The sequence below is a fragment of the Mucilaginibacter sp. JRF genome, from assembly GCF_015223065.1.
GTDB lineage: Bacteria > Bacteroidota > Bacteroidia > Sphingobacteriales > Sphingobacteriaceae > Mucilaginibacter.
The window spans coordinates 14166-31750 of the sequence record NZ_JADFBY010000014.1 but is presented as its reverse complement, the minus strand read 5'-3'; the positions used below and the strand labels follow the sequence as shown (position 1 = coordinate 31750).

Here is a 17585-nt window from a genome sequence, read left to right as displayed (position 1 = left end):
TTCACCTTTAAATCACAATAAACATGTTTAAAAACTACCTTAAAATAGCCTGGCGAAACCTTGTGCGTAATAAGGGTTTTGCATTTACCAACCTGTTAGGCCTAACCATAGGTATAACGTGTGCCATGTTTATTTTTTTATGGGTGAAGGATGAGTTATCGTTCGATAAATTTAATAAGGGTTATGACAGGATATACCAGACCGTAGCCACCCGTAATTTCACCAACAATGTTTTTACGGATGAGAATATGGTGTTCCCGCTGGCTACGGAGCTGCAAACCGGTTACCCCAATATTGAGCACGCCGCGGTAACTACCCAAACGCAAAGCAACCTGTTCGACCTGAAAAACACCAAGCTAAAGCGCGATGTACTGTATGTTAACGAGGCTTTTCTGGATGTTTTTACCTGGAAGTTTGTAAAAGGGAATGCAAAGCAGGCGCTTAAATATCCATCATCCATTGTAATAACCGAATCATTCGCCACGGCGTTTTTTGGCGATGCCGACCCGCTGAACAAGGTGTTGAAAATGAACAGCGATCAGTCGGTAAAGGTGTCAGCCGTAATTGCCGATCCTCCCGGTAATTCAACCGTACGTTTTGACGCGCTGATACCCATCAATTATTCGTCGCCCGAGGCTAAGCGCGACATGACCGAGTGGGTAAATTCATCGTGGCGGGTATATGTTCAGGTAAAATCCGGCACAACCGAGGCCGAGGTAGGGCGCATTGTTACCAGTGTGATGAAAAAACATAACCCTAACGAAAAGGTAAGCACTTACTTTGCCTATCCCATGAGCAAGTGGCACCTCTATCACGATTTTAAGGATGGTAAAAACGTAGGCGGTATGATAGAGTATGTGCGCCTGTTCTCGATAGTAGCATTGGTGATACTGCTCATTGCCTGCGTAAACTTCATGAACCTGAGCACCGCCCGCAGCGAGAAGCGTGCTAAAGAGGTAGGCATCCGCAAAACATTAGGCTCTGATAGAAAGCAACTGGTGCTGCAATTCTTTGCTGAGTCGCTCATACTGGCCGTCATTGCCTTTATACTATCAGTAATATTAGTGGTAGTGTTGATGCCTATGTTCAACCAACTGGTTGATAAAAAACTGGTACTGAACTTTGGCGAACCGAAGCTTTGGCTGGGCGCGCTTGGCATAATACTGTTTACCGGTTTAACAGCAGGCAGCTATCCGGCTTTGTATCTGTCGTCGTTTAACCCGGTTAAGGTTTTAAAGGGTAGCATACTGGTTGGCAGGGGTGCTGTAATTCCACGCAGGGTGCTGGTGGTAGGGCAGTTCGTGATGTCGATACTGCTGATATCATCAACCATCATCATCTATCAGCAAATACAACATGTTAAAAGCCGCGATACGGGTTACAATGCCAATAACCTGATTATGCTGCCTGCTACAGGCTCAGCTAATCGTAATTACGATGTGATCAAAAATGAACTGATGCAAACAGGTCTTATCAGGGCAGTTAACCGTACGTTTTCACCAATTACAAATATTTGGTGGCTATCCGGTGGTCCGGATTATGCAGGCAAACCCGCAGGCGAGCAGATCATTTTTTCGGGCATGTATACTGATGTTAACTTCAGTAAAACATTAGGAGTAAAGATTCTGCAGGGGCGTGATTTTGTCGGCACTCCGGCCGATACATCAAATATGCTGCTTAACAAAGCGGCGGTTGAGGCTATGGGGATGAAAAACCCTGTTGGCATGAAAATGAACTACGGTGCAAGTGTATACACTGTTATTGGCGTTACCGACAATATTGTGATGACCTCGCCATACGAAGCGGTAAGGCCAATGATGACCTATTATGGCAATAACCTCAACATTATAAACATCAGGCTTAATGATGGTGTGCAGCCGCAAAAGGCGCTGGCATCTATAAAAGCCGTGTACAATAAATATAGTCCCGACGATTTGTTCGAGTATGATTTTGCCGATCAGCAATACGGCGAGAAGTTTTATACCGAGGAGTTGATTGGGCGTGTTACCAATATATTCGCCGGCCTGGCCATATTTATCTGCTGTTTGGGTTTGGCCGGCCTGGCATCGTTCACTATCGAAAAACGTTTCCGCGAGATAGGCATACGCAAGGTGCTGGGCGCATCGGTAAAGCAGGTTATCATGCTTATATCAACCGAATTTTTAAAGCTGGTAGCGCTGGCCTTTGTAATAGCCGTACCGGTAACCTGGTACCTGATGCACAACTGGCTGCAAAAATACGCCTACCATGTTGATATGAGCATTTGGGTATTTGGCTTTGTGGGGGCGTGTATTATGCTGCTCACGCTGGGTGTGGTATCATTAAACACCTTTAAGGCCGCCACAAGCAACCCGGTAAAAAGCCTGCGCAGCGAATAACCAAACTTTAATTGACCGAACATCACAAACATAAACCTCATGTTTAAAAACTATCTGAAAATTGCCTGGAGAAACTTATTGAAAAATAAGGGTTTTACATTCATCAACATAGCGGGGTTAACCATTGGTATGGCCAGCGCGGCGCTCATTTTATTATGGGTGCAAAACGAAGTAAGCTACGATCAGTTTCACGAGAAAAAGGACCGCCTGTACACCATGTACAACAAGGCGGTTTTTGATGGTAATTTATGGTGCTGGAATACCACGCCAAAAATTATGGCCAAAACCCTCAAGGCCGATTATCCACAGGTAGAAGATGCCACACATACCAACGAGTGTACTTTTTTATTCACCGTTGGCGATAAAAAGATGATGGAGCGCGGTTACTTCACCGATCAGAGCTTTATAAATATGTTCAGCTTTCCGCTGGTTAATGGTGAGCGTAAAAGCGCGCTGGTTGATAATTCATCTATCGTTTTAACAGAGAAATTAGCTAAAAAACTATTCGGCAGCAATGAGGCCGCAATGGGTAAAACGGTTAAAATTGACAGTAATGCCAACTTTACGGTTACCGCCGTTATGCAGGATCTGCCGAATAATACCCGCTTCAGGTTTGGTTACCTGCTGCCGTGGACGTACATGAAAAAGGTGGGTTGGGATGATGAATACTGGGGTAATAACTCGGTGCAAACCTATGCCTTGTTAAAGCCCGGTGTATCATTAGCTACAGCTAACGCCCGTATAAAAAACATCACCAAATCACACTCCGACCAAAAAGATACCGAGGTGTTTTTGCATCCTGCGGAAAAATGGCGCTTGTATTCAAAATTTGAAAACGGTGTAAATACCGGCGGGCGCATCAGTACCGTACGGTTATTTGCCATTATAGCCGGTTTAATATTACTGATAGCCTGTATCAACTTCATGAACCTGAGCACCGCCCGCAGCGAAAAGCGCGCTAAAGAGGTTGGCATCCGCAAAGTAGCAGGTGCCCCGCGCGAACTGCTCATAGGTCAGTTTTTAGCCGAATCGATATTGATCGCTTTATTCGCGGGTTTACTGGCATTGGTCATTGTTCAGCTAAGTTTAAGCGGCTTTAGTCAGCTAACAGGTAAGGCGTTGTTTTTGCCATACTCCAGCATTGATTTCTGGATATTGTTCATAGGCTTTATTTTACTTACCGGTATTATAGCGGGTAGTTATCCTGCCTTCTATCTATCATCATTTAAACCTATTAAAGTATTAAAAGGTACGTTTAAGGCAGCTAATGCCTTGGTTGCACCTCGTAAGGTTTTAGTGGTAATTCAATTCACCATAGCGATAGCGCTTATTATCTGTACCATCATTATTAAAAGCCAGTTGCAACACGGCCAAAGCCGCGATACGGGTTATAAGCGCGATAATCTGGTTTACAGCTATATCTCGGGCGATATGGGTAAACATTATAACGCCATTCGTAATGATATGTTGGCCAGCGGTGCCGTTAGTGGTATAACCAAAACCAGCGCGCCAATTACCGAGGGCTGGAGTGATAGCTGGGGGTATAGCTGGGCGGGAAAAGACCCGAATGAAAAGCTCGACTTTAATGTATTTAACGTTGATGGCGATTTTACCAAAACGATAGGATTGAAAATTGTTGATGGCCGTGATATTGACATCGTTAAGTATCCAACCGATTCATTGGCGATGCTACTTAATGAAGCCGCCGTTAAAATAATGAAGTTTAAAAACCCGGTAGGGCAAATAGTAAATAACGGTAACACCAAGTGGCATATAGTAGGTGTGGTTAAAGATTTTATACTGCAATCACCATACGAACCGGTACGACCAATGATTATACAAGGGCCAAGCTCATGGTTTAACATTGTTCATTATAAACTAAATCCGGTGCGCAGCACAGCCGCCAACTTAAAATCGATTGAACAGATATTTAAAAAGTACAATCCCGATTACCCTTTCGAGTACACTTTTGTGGATGAAGATTACGCCAAAAAATTTGCCGAGGAACAACGCATAGGCACACTGGCAACTTTGTTTGCCGGGTTAACGGTATTTATATCGTGCCTGGGCTTGTTTGGTTTGGCTACCTATATGGCTCAAAACCGAATTAAAGAGATTGGTGTGCGCAAAGTGTTGGGCGCTTCGGTAGCCCGTATTACCCGCCTGTTGTCTATCGACTTTTTAAAGCTGGTTATCATATCATTTATAGTAGCCGCGCCATTAGCCTGGTGGGGCATGACGGAGTGGTTAAAGGGCTATACCTACCGTATCGATATCAGCATATGGGTATTTATAGGTGCCGGGGTTATCTCTATCCTCATCGCGCTGGCAACCATCAGCTACCAGGCCATAAAGGCCGCAATTGCCAACCCGGTAAAAAGTTTACGTAGCGAGTGATCATCTAAATAAATGGAGGTATCAGTGTTAAAGAATTTTTTAAAAGTTGCCTGGCGCAACCTGTACAAAAACAAATCGTTCTCGGTAATACATATACTGGGGCTAACCATTGGCATCACCGTGTGCATGATGATATTTCTGTACATCACTAATGAGTTTAGTGTTGATAGCTTTCATCAAAAAGGTAAGAATATTTATCGGGTAATGCGCGGCTATGATGCTACTAAGGCACGGGTGGCATACCTGTCTGGTCCGTACGCCCCGGCCTTGCTTAATGATTACCCGAAAGAGGTGAAAAGAGCCGTGCGGGTAATGCCTACGCAGGGATTAGTAACATTAGGTACCAACTCATTTAACGAGAAGCATGTTTATGCCGTTGATCCCGATTTTTTTGAATTGTTCAGTTTCCCGCTGATCAAGGGAAATATGGCATCGGTATTAAAAGACCCCAACAGCGTTGTATTAACCGAAACCACAGCCAAAAAATATTTCGGCAATACCGATGCCATAGGCAAGGTGCTCGAAATGGATAAAAGCCTGCAACTTAAGGTTACCGGCATAGTGAAGGATGTGCCCGCAAACTCGCACCTGAGTTTTGATATGGTGATGCCCATTACCAATTACACTACCGAGGAGTGGTTTAAAAACTGGCGCAACAACAACGAGTTTGTATATGTAGAGCTTAACGAGAATATTAACAAAGCACAGCTCGAAAAGCAGTTTCCACAGTTCATGGATAAATACATGGGCAAGGAGCTGGAGAAGATGCACGCCCATTTCGATCTGGCTTTAACGCCGCTAAAGGATGTTTACTTTCAGGAAGCTTCAACTTTTGATAGCGTTAAGCATGGCGATAAAAAGGTGGTTTATATCTTTCTGTCTATCGCTGTGCTGATACTGGTAATTGCCTGCATCAATTTCATGAACCTGGCTACACTGAGGGCGGTTGAGCGATCAAAAGAAGTAGGACTGCGTAAGGTGTTAGGCGCTATGCGTAACAGTTTAATAGGCCAGTTCATCGGCGAATCGGTATTGTTAACGTTGATCTCATGCGCGTTCGCCATCGGCTTATTATTGCTGGTGATGCCGTGGTATAATAGTTTATTGGGCTATTCATTAACCGTATCGTGGAATACTCCTGCTATCTACCTGTTTCTGATCGGGGTGATAGTATTCGTCGGTATTTTGGCGGGTAGTTATCCGGCATTCTTCCTGTCGTCATTCTCGCCAATACAGGCGCTTAAGGGTAAGTTACAATTAGGCAAGAGCGGCGCGTTTTTCAGGCAGGCGTTGGTTGTGGTGCAATTCAGCATCTCGGTATTTCTGATCATCAGTACCATTGTTATTAAAAAGCAAATGAGCTTTGTAAAAAGCAAGGATTTGGGTTACAGCAAGGAGCAAACCGTGATTGTACCCATTGATAATAACGATATTTATACTAACCGGCTTACCTTTAAAAACGAACTGCTGGCCAATAGTAATGTAGAGGCGGTATCGCTAATGTCGGGCGAGCCGGGTGGGTTTTATGACAGGCATAGCTTTGATGTGGAAGGCCAGCACAATACCTACAACGCACGTACCGAGTTTGCCGATTTTGAGTATGTAAAAACCCTCGGATTAAAGATACTTGCCGGTCGAGATTTTTCGCCAACCTTCGCTACTGATACTACAAACGCAGTATTGATCAACGAAACCGCTGCCCGCCAGTTGGGCTTTACCCCGGCACAGGCGGTTGATAAGTGGATAATCAATAACATGCGCGATAGCCTGCGCAGGCGCATTATAGGAGTGGTAAAGGATTATAACTTCCTCTCGCTTAAAGAGAATATGGATGCGCTGATTATATCTCCTGCGGAGGATCGTCGCGTAGCCGTAATAAAAATGAAGCCCGGTAATGTTACCGCCGGACTGAACATCATTAAACAGGCCTACGCCAAAGCTGCCCCGGCCTACCCAATGGAATACACTTTTTTGGATCAGAAGTTTGATACCACCTACAAGGCCGATCTGCGGCAGCAAACCATATTGAGCGTGTTTTCGGGCCTGGCCATATTTATTGCCTGTTTGGGCTTGTTCGGCCTGGCATCATTCACCGCGGCAAAACGCACCAAGGAGATAGGCGTGCGCAAGGTGCTGGGTTCATCGGTACAAAATATTTTAATGCTGCTATCGGGCGATATGCTTAAGCCGGTATTGATAGCTACCGTGATAGCTATACCATTGGGTTATTACAGTGCCGACAAATGGCTGCAAAACTTTGCTTACCGCACGCCGGTGCAATGGTGGGTATTTATGCTGGCGGCTTTAATAACATTCGGCATTGCCTTGTTTACGGTAAGCTTTCAATCGGTTAAGGCGGCATTGGCCAACCCGGTTAAAAGCCTTCGCAACGAGTAATTTTTCATCTACACAACTGACCAATATTTTTATGATACGTAACTATTTTAAAACGGCATGGCGCAACATACGGGGTAATAAATTTTATACCGGCATAAACGTTATCGGGCTGGCGCTGGCGCTGGTTATCAGTTTGTTTATTTTGCTTTGGGTGCAGGATGAATTAAGCTTTAACCGCTTTAACACACAGGCTAAAAATATTTATAAGGTAGGTGTTATTGGTGGCACAGGGCCAACCAAGCAGGTGTTTTCGGTAGTGATAGCGCCTGTGGCTACCTATGCCAAGGCCGAATTACCCGAGGTGAAGGATGCAGTGCGTATAATGTCAATAGGTGGTAATACGCCTTTTAAATACAAGGGGAAAGTTTTTACAGAGGATAAGGTAGCCTTTACCGATCCATCGTACTTTGCCATATTCGGCTTTAACCTCATCAGCGGTGATAAGCGCGACCCCTTTCCGTCCGATCAATCGGTGGTGATCAGCAGGGCGGTTGCTGAACGCTATTTTGGTAGTGAAGATCCGCTGGGCAAGGTTGTTATTTTAGGCCATGATGAGCCTATGAAGGTAACCGGCGTTATTGATAATGCCCCGGCCAACTCAACTGTAAAGTATGATCTGCTGCTGCCCATGTCGCGCTTTAACAGGCTGGCCTATACCGAGGGTAATGTGAATTACGATGGTAAAACCCGCCTCGCATCAATGGATGCCGACTGGAGCAACTTCAGCTTTGAAACCTACCTGCATTTAAAGGATGGCGTTAACCTCAATCAGGTGGCCAAAAAGCTACAGGCCATACACGAGCGTAATAAACCCGAGGATAAGCCCGTACCTTATGTAACACAATCGCTTTTACTTACCCATCTTTACAAAATAGGCGAAAGCGGCGGCGCTATCGAAACGGTAAAAACATTCAGTATAGTGGCGGTCATGATATTGATCATAGCCTGCATTAACTATATAAACCTGTCAACCGCGCGTTCCATGCTGCGTGCCCGCGAGGTAAGCATGCGCAAAATAATAGGGGCGGGCAAGGCGCAGCTGTTTATACAATTTGTGGTTGAAACAGCGCTTGTATTCGCTATTGCTACCATAATTGCCATTGGTGCCATGTATGTGCTGTTGCCATTTTATAACGATTTTTCGGGCAAGGTGTTAACGCTTAGCCTTAGTAATTACCAAATATGGCTGTGCATTGCGGCTACCCTGTTATTCACTTTAGCGGCAACTAGTATTTATCCGGCGTTGCTGCTATCATCGTTCGAGCCGTTAAAGGCGCTTAAAGGAAAGATAGCCGGTAGCCTCGGTAATGTGGCTTTCCGCAGGGTGCTGGTGGTGGTGCAGTTCTCGGTATCGGTAGTGCTTATTGTGGGCACGCTGATCATCGGCAGGCAATTGAATTTTATCCGCAACAAAAACCTGGGGTACGATAAGGAGAACGTTTTTTCGTTCAGCATGCGTACCGATATGCAGAAACATTATGATGCCGTAAAGGCCGAACTGTTGAAGCAGCCCGGCGTAATATCAGTAACCCGGCTTGGTGCCAACATCATCAACAACCAGGGGTGGACGGGCGATAACGATTGGGAAGGCAAAGCCTCCACATCAAACCTGTTGTTTCGGCCGGTTCAGGTTGATGAAACTTCGATGGCTTTCTTTAAATTCCCGATACTGGAGGGCAAGATGTTCACCGGCGCGGTGGCCGATTCGGCACACTTTATAGTTAACGAAACCGCCGTAAAGGAAATGGGATTAAAAAACCCGATAGGCAAACGCATGCGCCTGTGGAAAACAAACGGTACCATTACGGGTGTGGTAAAGGATTTCCACATTACATCAATGCATAATAAAATTGAGCCGGTGGTATTTACTTATAGTCCGTCAAACTGCTGGCGGGTCTATGTAAAAACAACAGGCATACAAGCCCATAAAGCCGTTGAGGCCGCCACCCAACAATGGAAACAATATAACGGACAAATACCATTTAACTATAGTTTTTTGGATGAAGCGTTCAATAACCTTTATGATAAGGAGCAGCGCACATCGGCATTGTTTAACCTGTTCTCGGCAGTAGCCATAGTGCTGTCGTGCCTGGGCTTGCTGGGTTTGGCAACCTACACCGCGCAAGTTAAAACCCGCGAGATAGGTATACGCAAAGTATTGGGTGCAAGTGTTACCGGCGTAGTGCAACTGTTAACCCGCGAATTTATGTTGCTGGTGGGTATATCATTAGCTATAGCCATACCCATTGCCTGGTACGCCATGAACCAATGGCTGGCCGATTTTGCTTACCGCGTAACTATTGGCTGGCAGGTATTCGCGCTGGCAGGCGTATTTGCCATGCTGATCGCATTTATAACGGTAAGCTTTCAATCGGTACGGGCGGCGCTGGCCAACCCTATAAAAAGTCTGCGCAGCGAATAACCTGATTTAAACTATTAACAACCAGCATATATCATGATCAAAAACTACTTTAAAACAGCATGGCGAAGCTTATGGAAGCATCGTGTGGTAAGCTTTATAAACATTGGTGGCCTGGCCGTAGGTATGGCAGCCGCCGTGCTGATTTTTATGTGGGTACAAAACGAGTTTAATTTTGATGGTTACCATCCAAATGCCGACAATATCTACCGTATTAAAAATCATCTTTCAATTGATAAACGTACCACCTGGATATGGGAGAATTCATCATACCGCATGGGCGAAGAAACCTCACGCCAGATACCCGAAGTTGAAAAGGTAACCCGCATCAGGCCTCTGAACTACGCGCCCACCTATTTTAAAATAAAGGGCGAATTTTTCCCGGAGAAGGATGTAGCGCTGATAGACAGCAGCTGGTTTGATGTTTTTGATTATGAATTTGTAAGCGGTGGTCCGGAAGCGTTCAATAGTGAACCCTTTAGCCTGATACTTACTGAAAGTAAGGCCAAAAAATACTTCGGTAATAAAGAGGCCGTGGGGCAAATTATTCATATTGATACGCTTGATTACAAGGTGCAGGGTGTTATAAAGGATATCCCGGCCAACTCCAGCTTTACCTTTGATGTGCTGGCGCCGATAGCCTCAAGGCGTGCCAACCCCAAGGAGAAGGAAAACGAGATGCAATGGGGTAATTTCTACTACATCACTTTTTTAAAGCTTAATCCGCATAGCAATACTAAAAAAGTAGCCAAAAAAATTGAAACCATTACGGCAAAAGCCCGCGAAACAAACAACCTGGCTATATCACTTACCCCATTAAAAGATCTGCATTTTGAGAGCGGTTTGCAAAACACCGCGTTAAGGCAGGGCAATAAAAGGGCTATTACGGTATTTGGGGCGCTGGGCGTTTTTCTGCTGGTTATTGCCTGTATCAATTACGTAAACATTACTACCGCCCGTGCAAGCTTGCGCGCCAAGGAGGTAAGCATCAAAAAAATTGTAGGCGCTGGGCGTGGCACATTGTTCATGCAATTCGTGGCCGAATCAATGGTGATCAGTTTATTCGCGTTGATATTTACTGTGATTATCATAAGCGCGAGCTTGCCCTGGTTCAACAACTTTACCGGCCGTAACTTTACGCTCGATCCGGGCAACATATCCTTGTTGGTGGTGGTGTTGGGTACATTGTTTTTCGCGGTGGTGTTAAATAGTATTTACCCGGCATTGCTGCTGTCGTCATTCAAGCCGCTCAACACCTTCAGGGGTATTAGCGTACTTAAACTGAATGACGCTACCCTGCGCAAGGCATTGGTGGTGGTACAGTTCAGTTTCTCTATTTTACTGATAGTAGGTGTGATCACCATCTACAGGCAAATGAGCTTTATCCGCAGCCAAAATCCCGGTTATAATCGTTCGCAGGTATTGTCGTTCGGTTTGCCTTTCAGACGATTTTTCAGGACGATAACCGATGAGCAGCGTGCCAGTACTACACAAAGCATCAAAAACGACCTGAAAGCGCTGAATATGGTAACCAATGTATCGCTTATGGCTATGAGTTCGATACAAAATAACGACGGGCAATCATCAGGTGGCCTGGATTGGGATGGCCGCGAAAAGGATTTTGACCCCGCTATGGCTTATTTTCAGGTTGATGCCGATTACATGAAGATCGTAAACATGAAGTTAAAGGAAGGTCGTTGGTTTGATGAAGGCCGAAAGTTTGATAGAAAGAATGCTATATTGAATGAAGCCGCAGTAAAGGAACTTAACCTGCATAAACCCTACATCGGGCAGCGTTTAGTTTCACGGGGAGATACCGGGCAGGTTATTGGCGTGGTAAAAGATTTTAACTTTAAGAGCTTGCACGAAAAGATAGGCCCGGCCATTATTAAGTTAGATGATTATTATAGTACCGATTACCTGATACAGGTAGCACCCGGCAAGCAGGCCGAAGCCATTAAAGGCATCCAGAAAATATGGGATAAGTACTGCCCCGGCGACCCGTTCAACTATACCTTTCTTGATCAGGAGTTTGATAATATGTATAAGGAAGATGCCAAGGTATCGGGCCTGATGTCGGTATTCGCTATAGTGGCGGTAATTATATCGTGCCTGGGTTTATTTGGTTTGGCGGCCTTTACTGCCGAGCAGCGCGGTAAGGAGATTGGCATACGCAAAGTGCTGGGCGCTTCGGTATCGGGCATAGTAACTCTGCTTTCAAAGGATTTTATTTACCTGGTGCTGATATCGTTGGTGCTGGCCTCGCCGCTGGCCTGGTGGCTCATGAACAAGTGGCTGCAAAACTTTGCCTACCGTGCCGAACTGCAATGGTGGATGTTTGCCATGGCCGGTATTATCGCCATTGTAATAGCATTTTTTACCATCAGCTTTCAGGCCATTAAGGCCGCGGTGGTAAACCCGGTTAAGCGTTTGCGCAGCGAGTAAAAAAAGCACTGTATCGTAAGCGTACACCTGCTGTTACGCATGCGTACATTGTATTAATGGGTTTTGTGTTTAATTGTTTGAAAATCAATAATTTGATTTGTTGGTATGCTGTTGGCCTGTGGCTAATGGTATACTATTTTAAATTCAACCCGGTAAATATTAACGACCATACATCATGTTAAAAAATTACTTAAAAACCGCTTGGCGTAACCTGTGGAAAGGCAGGGTTTTCAACGCCATGAATATTATTGGGCTGTCGGTAGCGGTGGCTTGCTGTATCATGCTGTTCCTTACGGTGTATTACGAGTTCTCGTATGATAAGTATCACACCAATATCGATAAAATTTACCAGTTCTACTTTACTAAGAACGGCGCCGAAAAGGTAGAAAAAGCAACCTCTATGCCCGCACCGCTTACCCCCGCTGTAAAAGCCGAGTATCAGGATATAAAATATATTACCCGTATGGGCAATGGCGGCACTGTTGTGCGCTATGGCAATACCCAGGTCGAAAAAAGCATCCATTTTGTTGATCCCGACTTTTTAAAGATGTTTACCTTCCCGGTGGTTAAGGGTAATAACACCGCGCCGCTAAAGGAGCTGAATGATTTGGTGATAACCGAATACGCGGCTACGGCCATATTCGGCAAGACCGATCCGATCGGCAAAAGCATCGAACTGAATTACTCCGGCGAGCCAAAGGCTTTTGTAGTAAGCGCCGTGGTAAAAGATTTTCCGGGCAACTCAAGCATCGGCTTTGATATATTGTTGCGTTACGAAAATACGCCCGAGTACCAGGAGCACATGAAGCATTGGGACTGGCACGATCATACCGTATTTGTGCAGTTGAATGATAATGTTAAGCCCGCCGGTTTTGAGTCGCGTTTGCAAAACTTCGTCAAAAAAACATTCAAATCAACCATTGCCGATATGAAGCGCGATGGCGCCAAGCCTGATGCGCAGGGTAATGTGTACACCCTTAACCTTACAGCCTTCGCCAAAAATCACTTTAATACCGATATGGATGGCTTAGAGGGCAACACGGTGAATAAAAGCTATGTAATATCATTACTCATCATCGGGGCTTTCATCCTGATCATTGCTTGTATCAACTTTGTGAACCTGTCGGTAGCGCGTGCCTTTACCCGTGCCCGCGAGGTAGGCGTGCGCAAAACGCTTGGTGCCGGTACATGGCAGTTGCTAACCCAGTTTTGGGTTGAAACGGTATTGGTTTGCCTTTTCGCCCTGGTGATGGGTATCGTTATAGCCAACTTCGCGCTGCCAGGCTTTAAGGCCACCTTCCGCAGCCAGGTATCAATGGATATGTTGCTGCAACCGGTTCAGTTAGTAGTTATTATCGGTTTATTTATACTGATAACCGTGGTAGCGGGTTTATACCCGGCATTACTGATGATGCGCTACAAAACCGTATTGGTGTTAAAGGGTACGGTAAACACAACCAAGCCGGGCAAGGTGCGCAACGTGCTGCTGGTAACACAGTTCGCGCTATCAACATTATTGATAGTTTGTACGCTGATAACCTGGCAGCAAATAGATTTTATAAAGAAGAAACCTTTAGGCTACAGTAAGGATGAAGTAGTAAGCATCCCGATAGGGAAAACAGTAAGTGGTGCCCGGGCACTCGAATTGTTCCGCAACCAGTTGAACGGGCAGCCGGGTGTGGTATCGGTAACCGGCGCGTTTGATAATATGGGTAACGGTAAGGATGGCTCAATGCGCACATCGGTTACAGGCTTCACCTACAAAGGGCATAATATTAGTACCAATGTGCAGGGTGTATCGTACGATTATGTTAAAACCCTGGGCATCCAGATGGTTGACGGTCGCGATTTTTCGCCGGAGTTTGCCAGTGACAGCAGTGCCATTGTGATCAACGAAAAAATGGCCGCGCAGCTTGGCGGTAAAAATGTGGTAGGCACTTATCTCCCTATCGACGAAAATAAACCGTCGCTGATAATCGGGGTAATGAAAAATTTTCACTTCCGATCGTTACGTACCGAGATTGAGCCGCTTACCCTGGTAATGAGTGGTTACGATATAAACTACGTATTTGTAAAGGTGCGTCCGCAAAACCTGTCGCAAACCTTTGCCATGATAGAGAGTAAATGGCACCAAACCTTCCCTAATGCTGATTTTGCCGGATCGTGGATAAACGAGAATACCGAGCGCCAGTACAGGGCCGAACAACGCCTGTCGACCATATTTATCAGCGGGGCTATCATCGCCATCATTATATCGTGTATCGGGCTGCTGGCCATATCATTCATGATCATGGTGCAGCGCACCAAGGAGATAGGTATACGCAAGGTGCTGGGCGCCAACATAGCCGGGTTAGTTATGCTGCTATCGCGCGATTTTTTGAAGCTGGTATTATTAGCCGCGGTTATTGCCTTCCCGGTAGCGTGGTGGCTCATGAGCCAGTGGCTGCAAAGCTTTGTATATCGTATCGAGATACAGTGGTGGATATTCGCCCTGGCGGCATTCATAGCGGTGGCCATAGCTTTTATAACCATCAGCTTTCAATCTATCAAGGCGGCGCTGGCTAACCCGGTCAGGAGTTTACGAAGTGAGTAGTTTTTAATTAAATTGCTTGCAAAAAGTAATTTGAAAACTTTTAGGGTATTAAACAAAAAAGAGCTTGATTATTTGCAGCGAGAGCTACAACGAAATAAAAAGCAATTTATCTCGTATGTCAAGTTTATTTCCGGGTGGATATTATTGAGCTTGATCATAGGAGTAATTGCATTCTTGAATATAGATAATAAGCTTAGAGTTTATCTGTATGCAGCAATAGGGATATATATTGCGATTGGTTTAAGGGTATTTTTTCAACAAACACGGCAATTAAATAAAGCGACCAAAAGGTTTGAGTTTGTGGAGCAACAAAACCAGATAACATCAATTGTAGTTCGTTCAACATCTTACATTCAATTGTCAGAAACGGAAGATGAAGGTGTTTTCTATCTGTTTCAGCTTGATGCCGATAATATATTATCATTTGGAGGGCAGGAGTTTTATCCAAGTAAGAATTTTCCGAGCAGCGATTTTGAAATAGCCATAGCTTATGGCCCCATCGGCGAAATAGTTACGGCAAGAAAGTATGTTTCCGGGGAGAAATTACAACCTATGTTATTATTAAAGGGAGAAGAAAAATGGAACCTTTTGTCAAAAGCATCTTATCCTGACCCTGAAAAGTTTACGATAATACCCGGACGACTTGAAAATTATAAAGCACTTATAGTTTAGTTTTTAGTTTAATATATATGCAGATGCCCCGCCAACGCGGGGCATTTTGCTTTTGCATACTGCCCGTACAAAAAACTGTATCATAACCGTACGCTCCATGTTACGTAAGCGAACATGAATTAAGGTATGTTTTGTTGTAAGTTGCTGATATGTAGTTGTTTATTGTTTTGGTATGTTATTCATATATTAATGGCATAATCACAATTAAAAAACACGATGCTATCATTACAACATATTTCAAAATACTACCAAACCGGAGGTAACAAAACCTTTGTACTGAATGATCTTAGCCTGGATATTGATCAGGGCGAGTTCGTATCTATCATGGGGCCATCAGGCTCGGGTAAATCAACCCTGTTAAACATCATCGGTATGCTTGACGAACCTACCGACGGCTATCATTATTTTATGGATGAGCCCGTGCATCAGTTAAAGGAAAAGCAACGCTCGGCATTGTATAAGCAATACATCGGCTTTGTATTTCAGGCTTACCACCTGATAGATGAGCTTACTGTTTACGAGAACATTGAAACCCCGCTTATCTACCAAAACATAAAAGGTGCCGAGCGCAAAGCTTTGGTGGCTGATATGCTCGACAGGTTTAACATTGTGGGTAAAAAGGATCTGTTCCCGGCGCAACTATCAGGCGGGCAGCAGCAACTGGTAGGTATTGCCCGCGCGTTGATAGGCAAGCCCAAACTGCTTTTGGCCGATGAGCCTACCGGCAACCTCAACTCAAAGCAGGGTGAGGACATTATGGAGCTGTTCAAAAAAATTAACAAGGAAGATGGTGTGACCATTATACAGGTTACCCATTCCGAAAAAAATGCCGAGTACGGCTCGCGCATCATTAACCTGCTTGATGGGCGCATAGAATCAACTACAACACTTTGATATACATGCGATACTTTTTATTTTATATAACCACAGCCCTTGTTTTATTAGCTGGCACGGCGCAGGCGCAAACCGATACGGTTTATAACCTGCAAAAATGCCTCGACATTGCTGTGCAAACCAACCTTGATGTTAAGCGCAGCGAACTGGAAATGGAGCGCCAGCATATTTACTGGAAACAGGCACGGCTTGATTTGCTGCCTACCATTAACGGTAGCGTTGACCACTCCTTAAACAGTGGCCGTAGCCAAAATGCCGACCTTACCTACGTTAACAGGCAAATAACTAATGCCAGCTATAGCCTTAATGGTAACCTTACCTTATTTAATGGTTTGGCCATGTTTAACAACATGCGGCAAACCGCATTAGCCTACCAGGCCGGGCAAATGGATTTTCAACAAGCTAAGAATGATATCAGCCTGAATGTGATAACTACTTACCTGTTAATGATGAATAATGAAGACCAGGTAACGCAAGCCGAAACGCAGGTACAGGTATCAAAACAACAAGCCGACAGGTTGGATATTTTGAACAAGGATGGCAACGTAACGCCTACCGAATATTATAATTTGAAGGGTCAGTTGGCGGCTGATCAGCTTTCGCTTATCACGGCGAAAAATAATTTGATCTCATCCCGTCTTGATCTTTTTCAGTTGATGAATATCCCGTACAAAAAAACCATCAGGTTTGAGCGGTTAAGCGCCGACCAAATGCCTGCTCAATATAAGGATACAGAGGATGAGGTATACAACACCGCGCTTAATGATCTGGCGCAGGTAAAAGCTGCCGAGCTGCGTGTAAAGGGCGCCGAAAAAAGTGTTAAGGTTGCCCAGGGTAATATATTCCCGGTGTTGAGTTTATACTCGGGTGTATTTACACAATACTCCAGCGGGTCTGACGGTAGCTACAGCACTCAGTTTCGTAATAACTACAATACTTCGTTCGGCTTAAATCTTTCTATTCCGTTTTTAAACGGTTTCCGTAAGCGTAACCAGGTGGCATTAGCCAAAATAAACCTGCGCGAGGCACAGTATGTTGATCAAACTACCAAAGTGCAGTTAAAGCAAAATGTTGAGCAGGCTTACACCAACATGGCTAATGCTTTTGAGCGCTACCGCATACAAACCGATCAGGTAACGGCTTATGCCGAAGCCTTCCGTACTACCGAGGTTAAATTTAACGCAGGTGCCGTTACCTCTGTAGAGTTCGTTATCGCCAAAGGCAACCTCGACCGCTCGCGTACCAACCTCATCGTAGCCCGGTACGATTATTTTATCCGCACCAAAATATTAGATTATTATCAAAACAGGTTATCATTCAACTAAACAGCTAACCCTAATCATGATTATTTTTTTAAGCTTCTGCACCCAAATGTGTAGAAGCTTTTTTT

Annotated in this window: 9 protein-coding genes; all 9 read left to right on the top strand. The window is 44.8% G+C overall.

Annotation, left to right across the window (positions count from 1 at the left end; translation table 11 throughout):
- The first annotated feature begins 23 nt into the window (after positions 1-23).
- The 9 genes from IM792_RS20715 (at position 24) to IM792_RS20675 (ending at position 17520) form a co-directional block, all read left to right on the top strand.
- Positions 24-2378 carry an ABC transporter permease gene (locus tag IM792_RS20715; protein WP_194103834.1) on the top strand — a complete coding sequence of 785 codons (2355 nt, stop codon included), beginning with the start codon at positions 24-26 and terminating at the stop codon, positions 2376-2378.
- A gap of 39 nt (positions 2379-2417) precedes the next feature.
- Entirely contained in the window at positions 2418-4775 is a 2358-nt protein-coding gene (locus IM792_RS20710) for an ABC transporter permease (RefSeq protein ID WP_194103833.1), read from the top strand.
- 12 nt (positions 4776-4787) lie between these two features.
- Positions 4788-7172: an ABC transporter permease gene (locus tag IM792_RS20705; RefSeq protein WP_228085297.1), complete on the top strand. Its 2385-nt coding sequence runs from the start codon at positions 4788-4790 to the stop codon at positions 7170-7172.
- Positions 7173-7203: 31 nt separating this feature from the next.
- Entirely contained in the window at positions 7204-9594 is a 2391-nt protein-coding gene (locus IM792_RS20700) for an ABC transporter permease (RefSeq protein ID WP_194103832.1), read from the top strand.
- Between the two features lie 33 nt (positions 9595-9627).
- On the top strand, positions 9628-12036 hold the full coding sequence (locus tag IM792_RS20695) for an ABC transporter permease (protein WP_194103831.1): 2409 nt from the start codon (positions 9628-9630) through the stop codon (positions 12034-12036).
- Positions 12037-12211: 175 nt separating this feature from the next.
- Positions 12212-14629, top strand: coding sequence for an ABC transporter permease (locus IM792_RS20690; RefSeq protein WP_194103830.1), 2418 nt, complete (start codon positions 12212-12214; stop codon positions 14627-14629).
- Between the two features lie 12 nt (positions 14630-14641).
- Complete coding sequence (locus IM792_RS20685) at positions 14642-15301, top strand: hypothetical protein (RefSeq protein WP_194103829.1); 660 nt, start codon at positions 14642-14644, stop codon at positions 15299-15301.
- Between the two features lie 216 nt (positions 15302-15517).
- Positions 15518-16195 carry an ABC transporter ATP-binding protein gene (locus tag IM792_RS20680; RefSeq protein WP_194103828.1) on the top strand — a complete coding sequence of 226 codons (678 nt, stop codon included), beginning with the start codon at positions 15518-15520 and terminating at the stop codon, positions 16193-16195.
- 5 nt (positions 16196-16200) lie between these two features.
- Positions 16201-17520, top strand: a complete 1320-nt coding sequence (locus IM792_RS20675) for a TolC family protein (RefSeq protein ID WP_194103827.1) — start codon at positions 16201-16203, stop codon at positions 17518-17520.
- Positions 17521-17585: the final 65 nt, after the last annotated feature.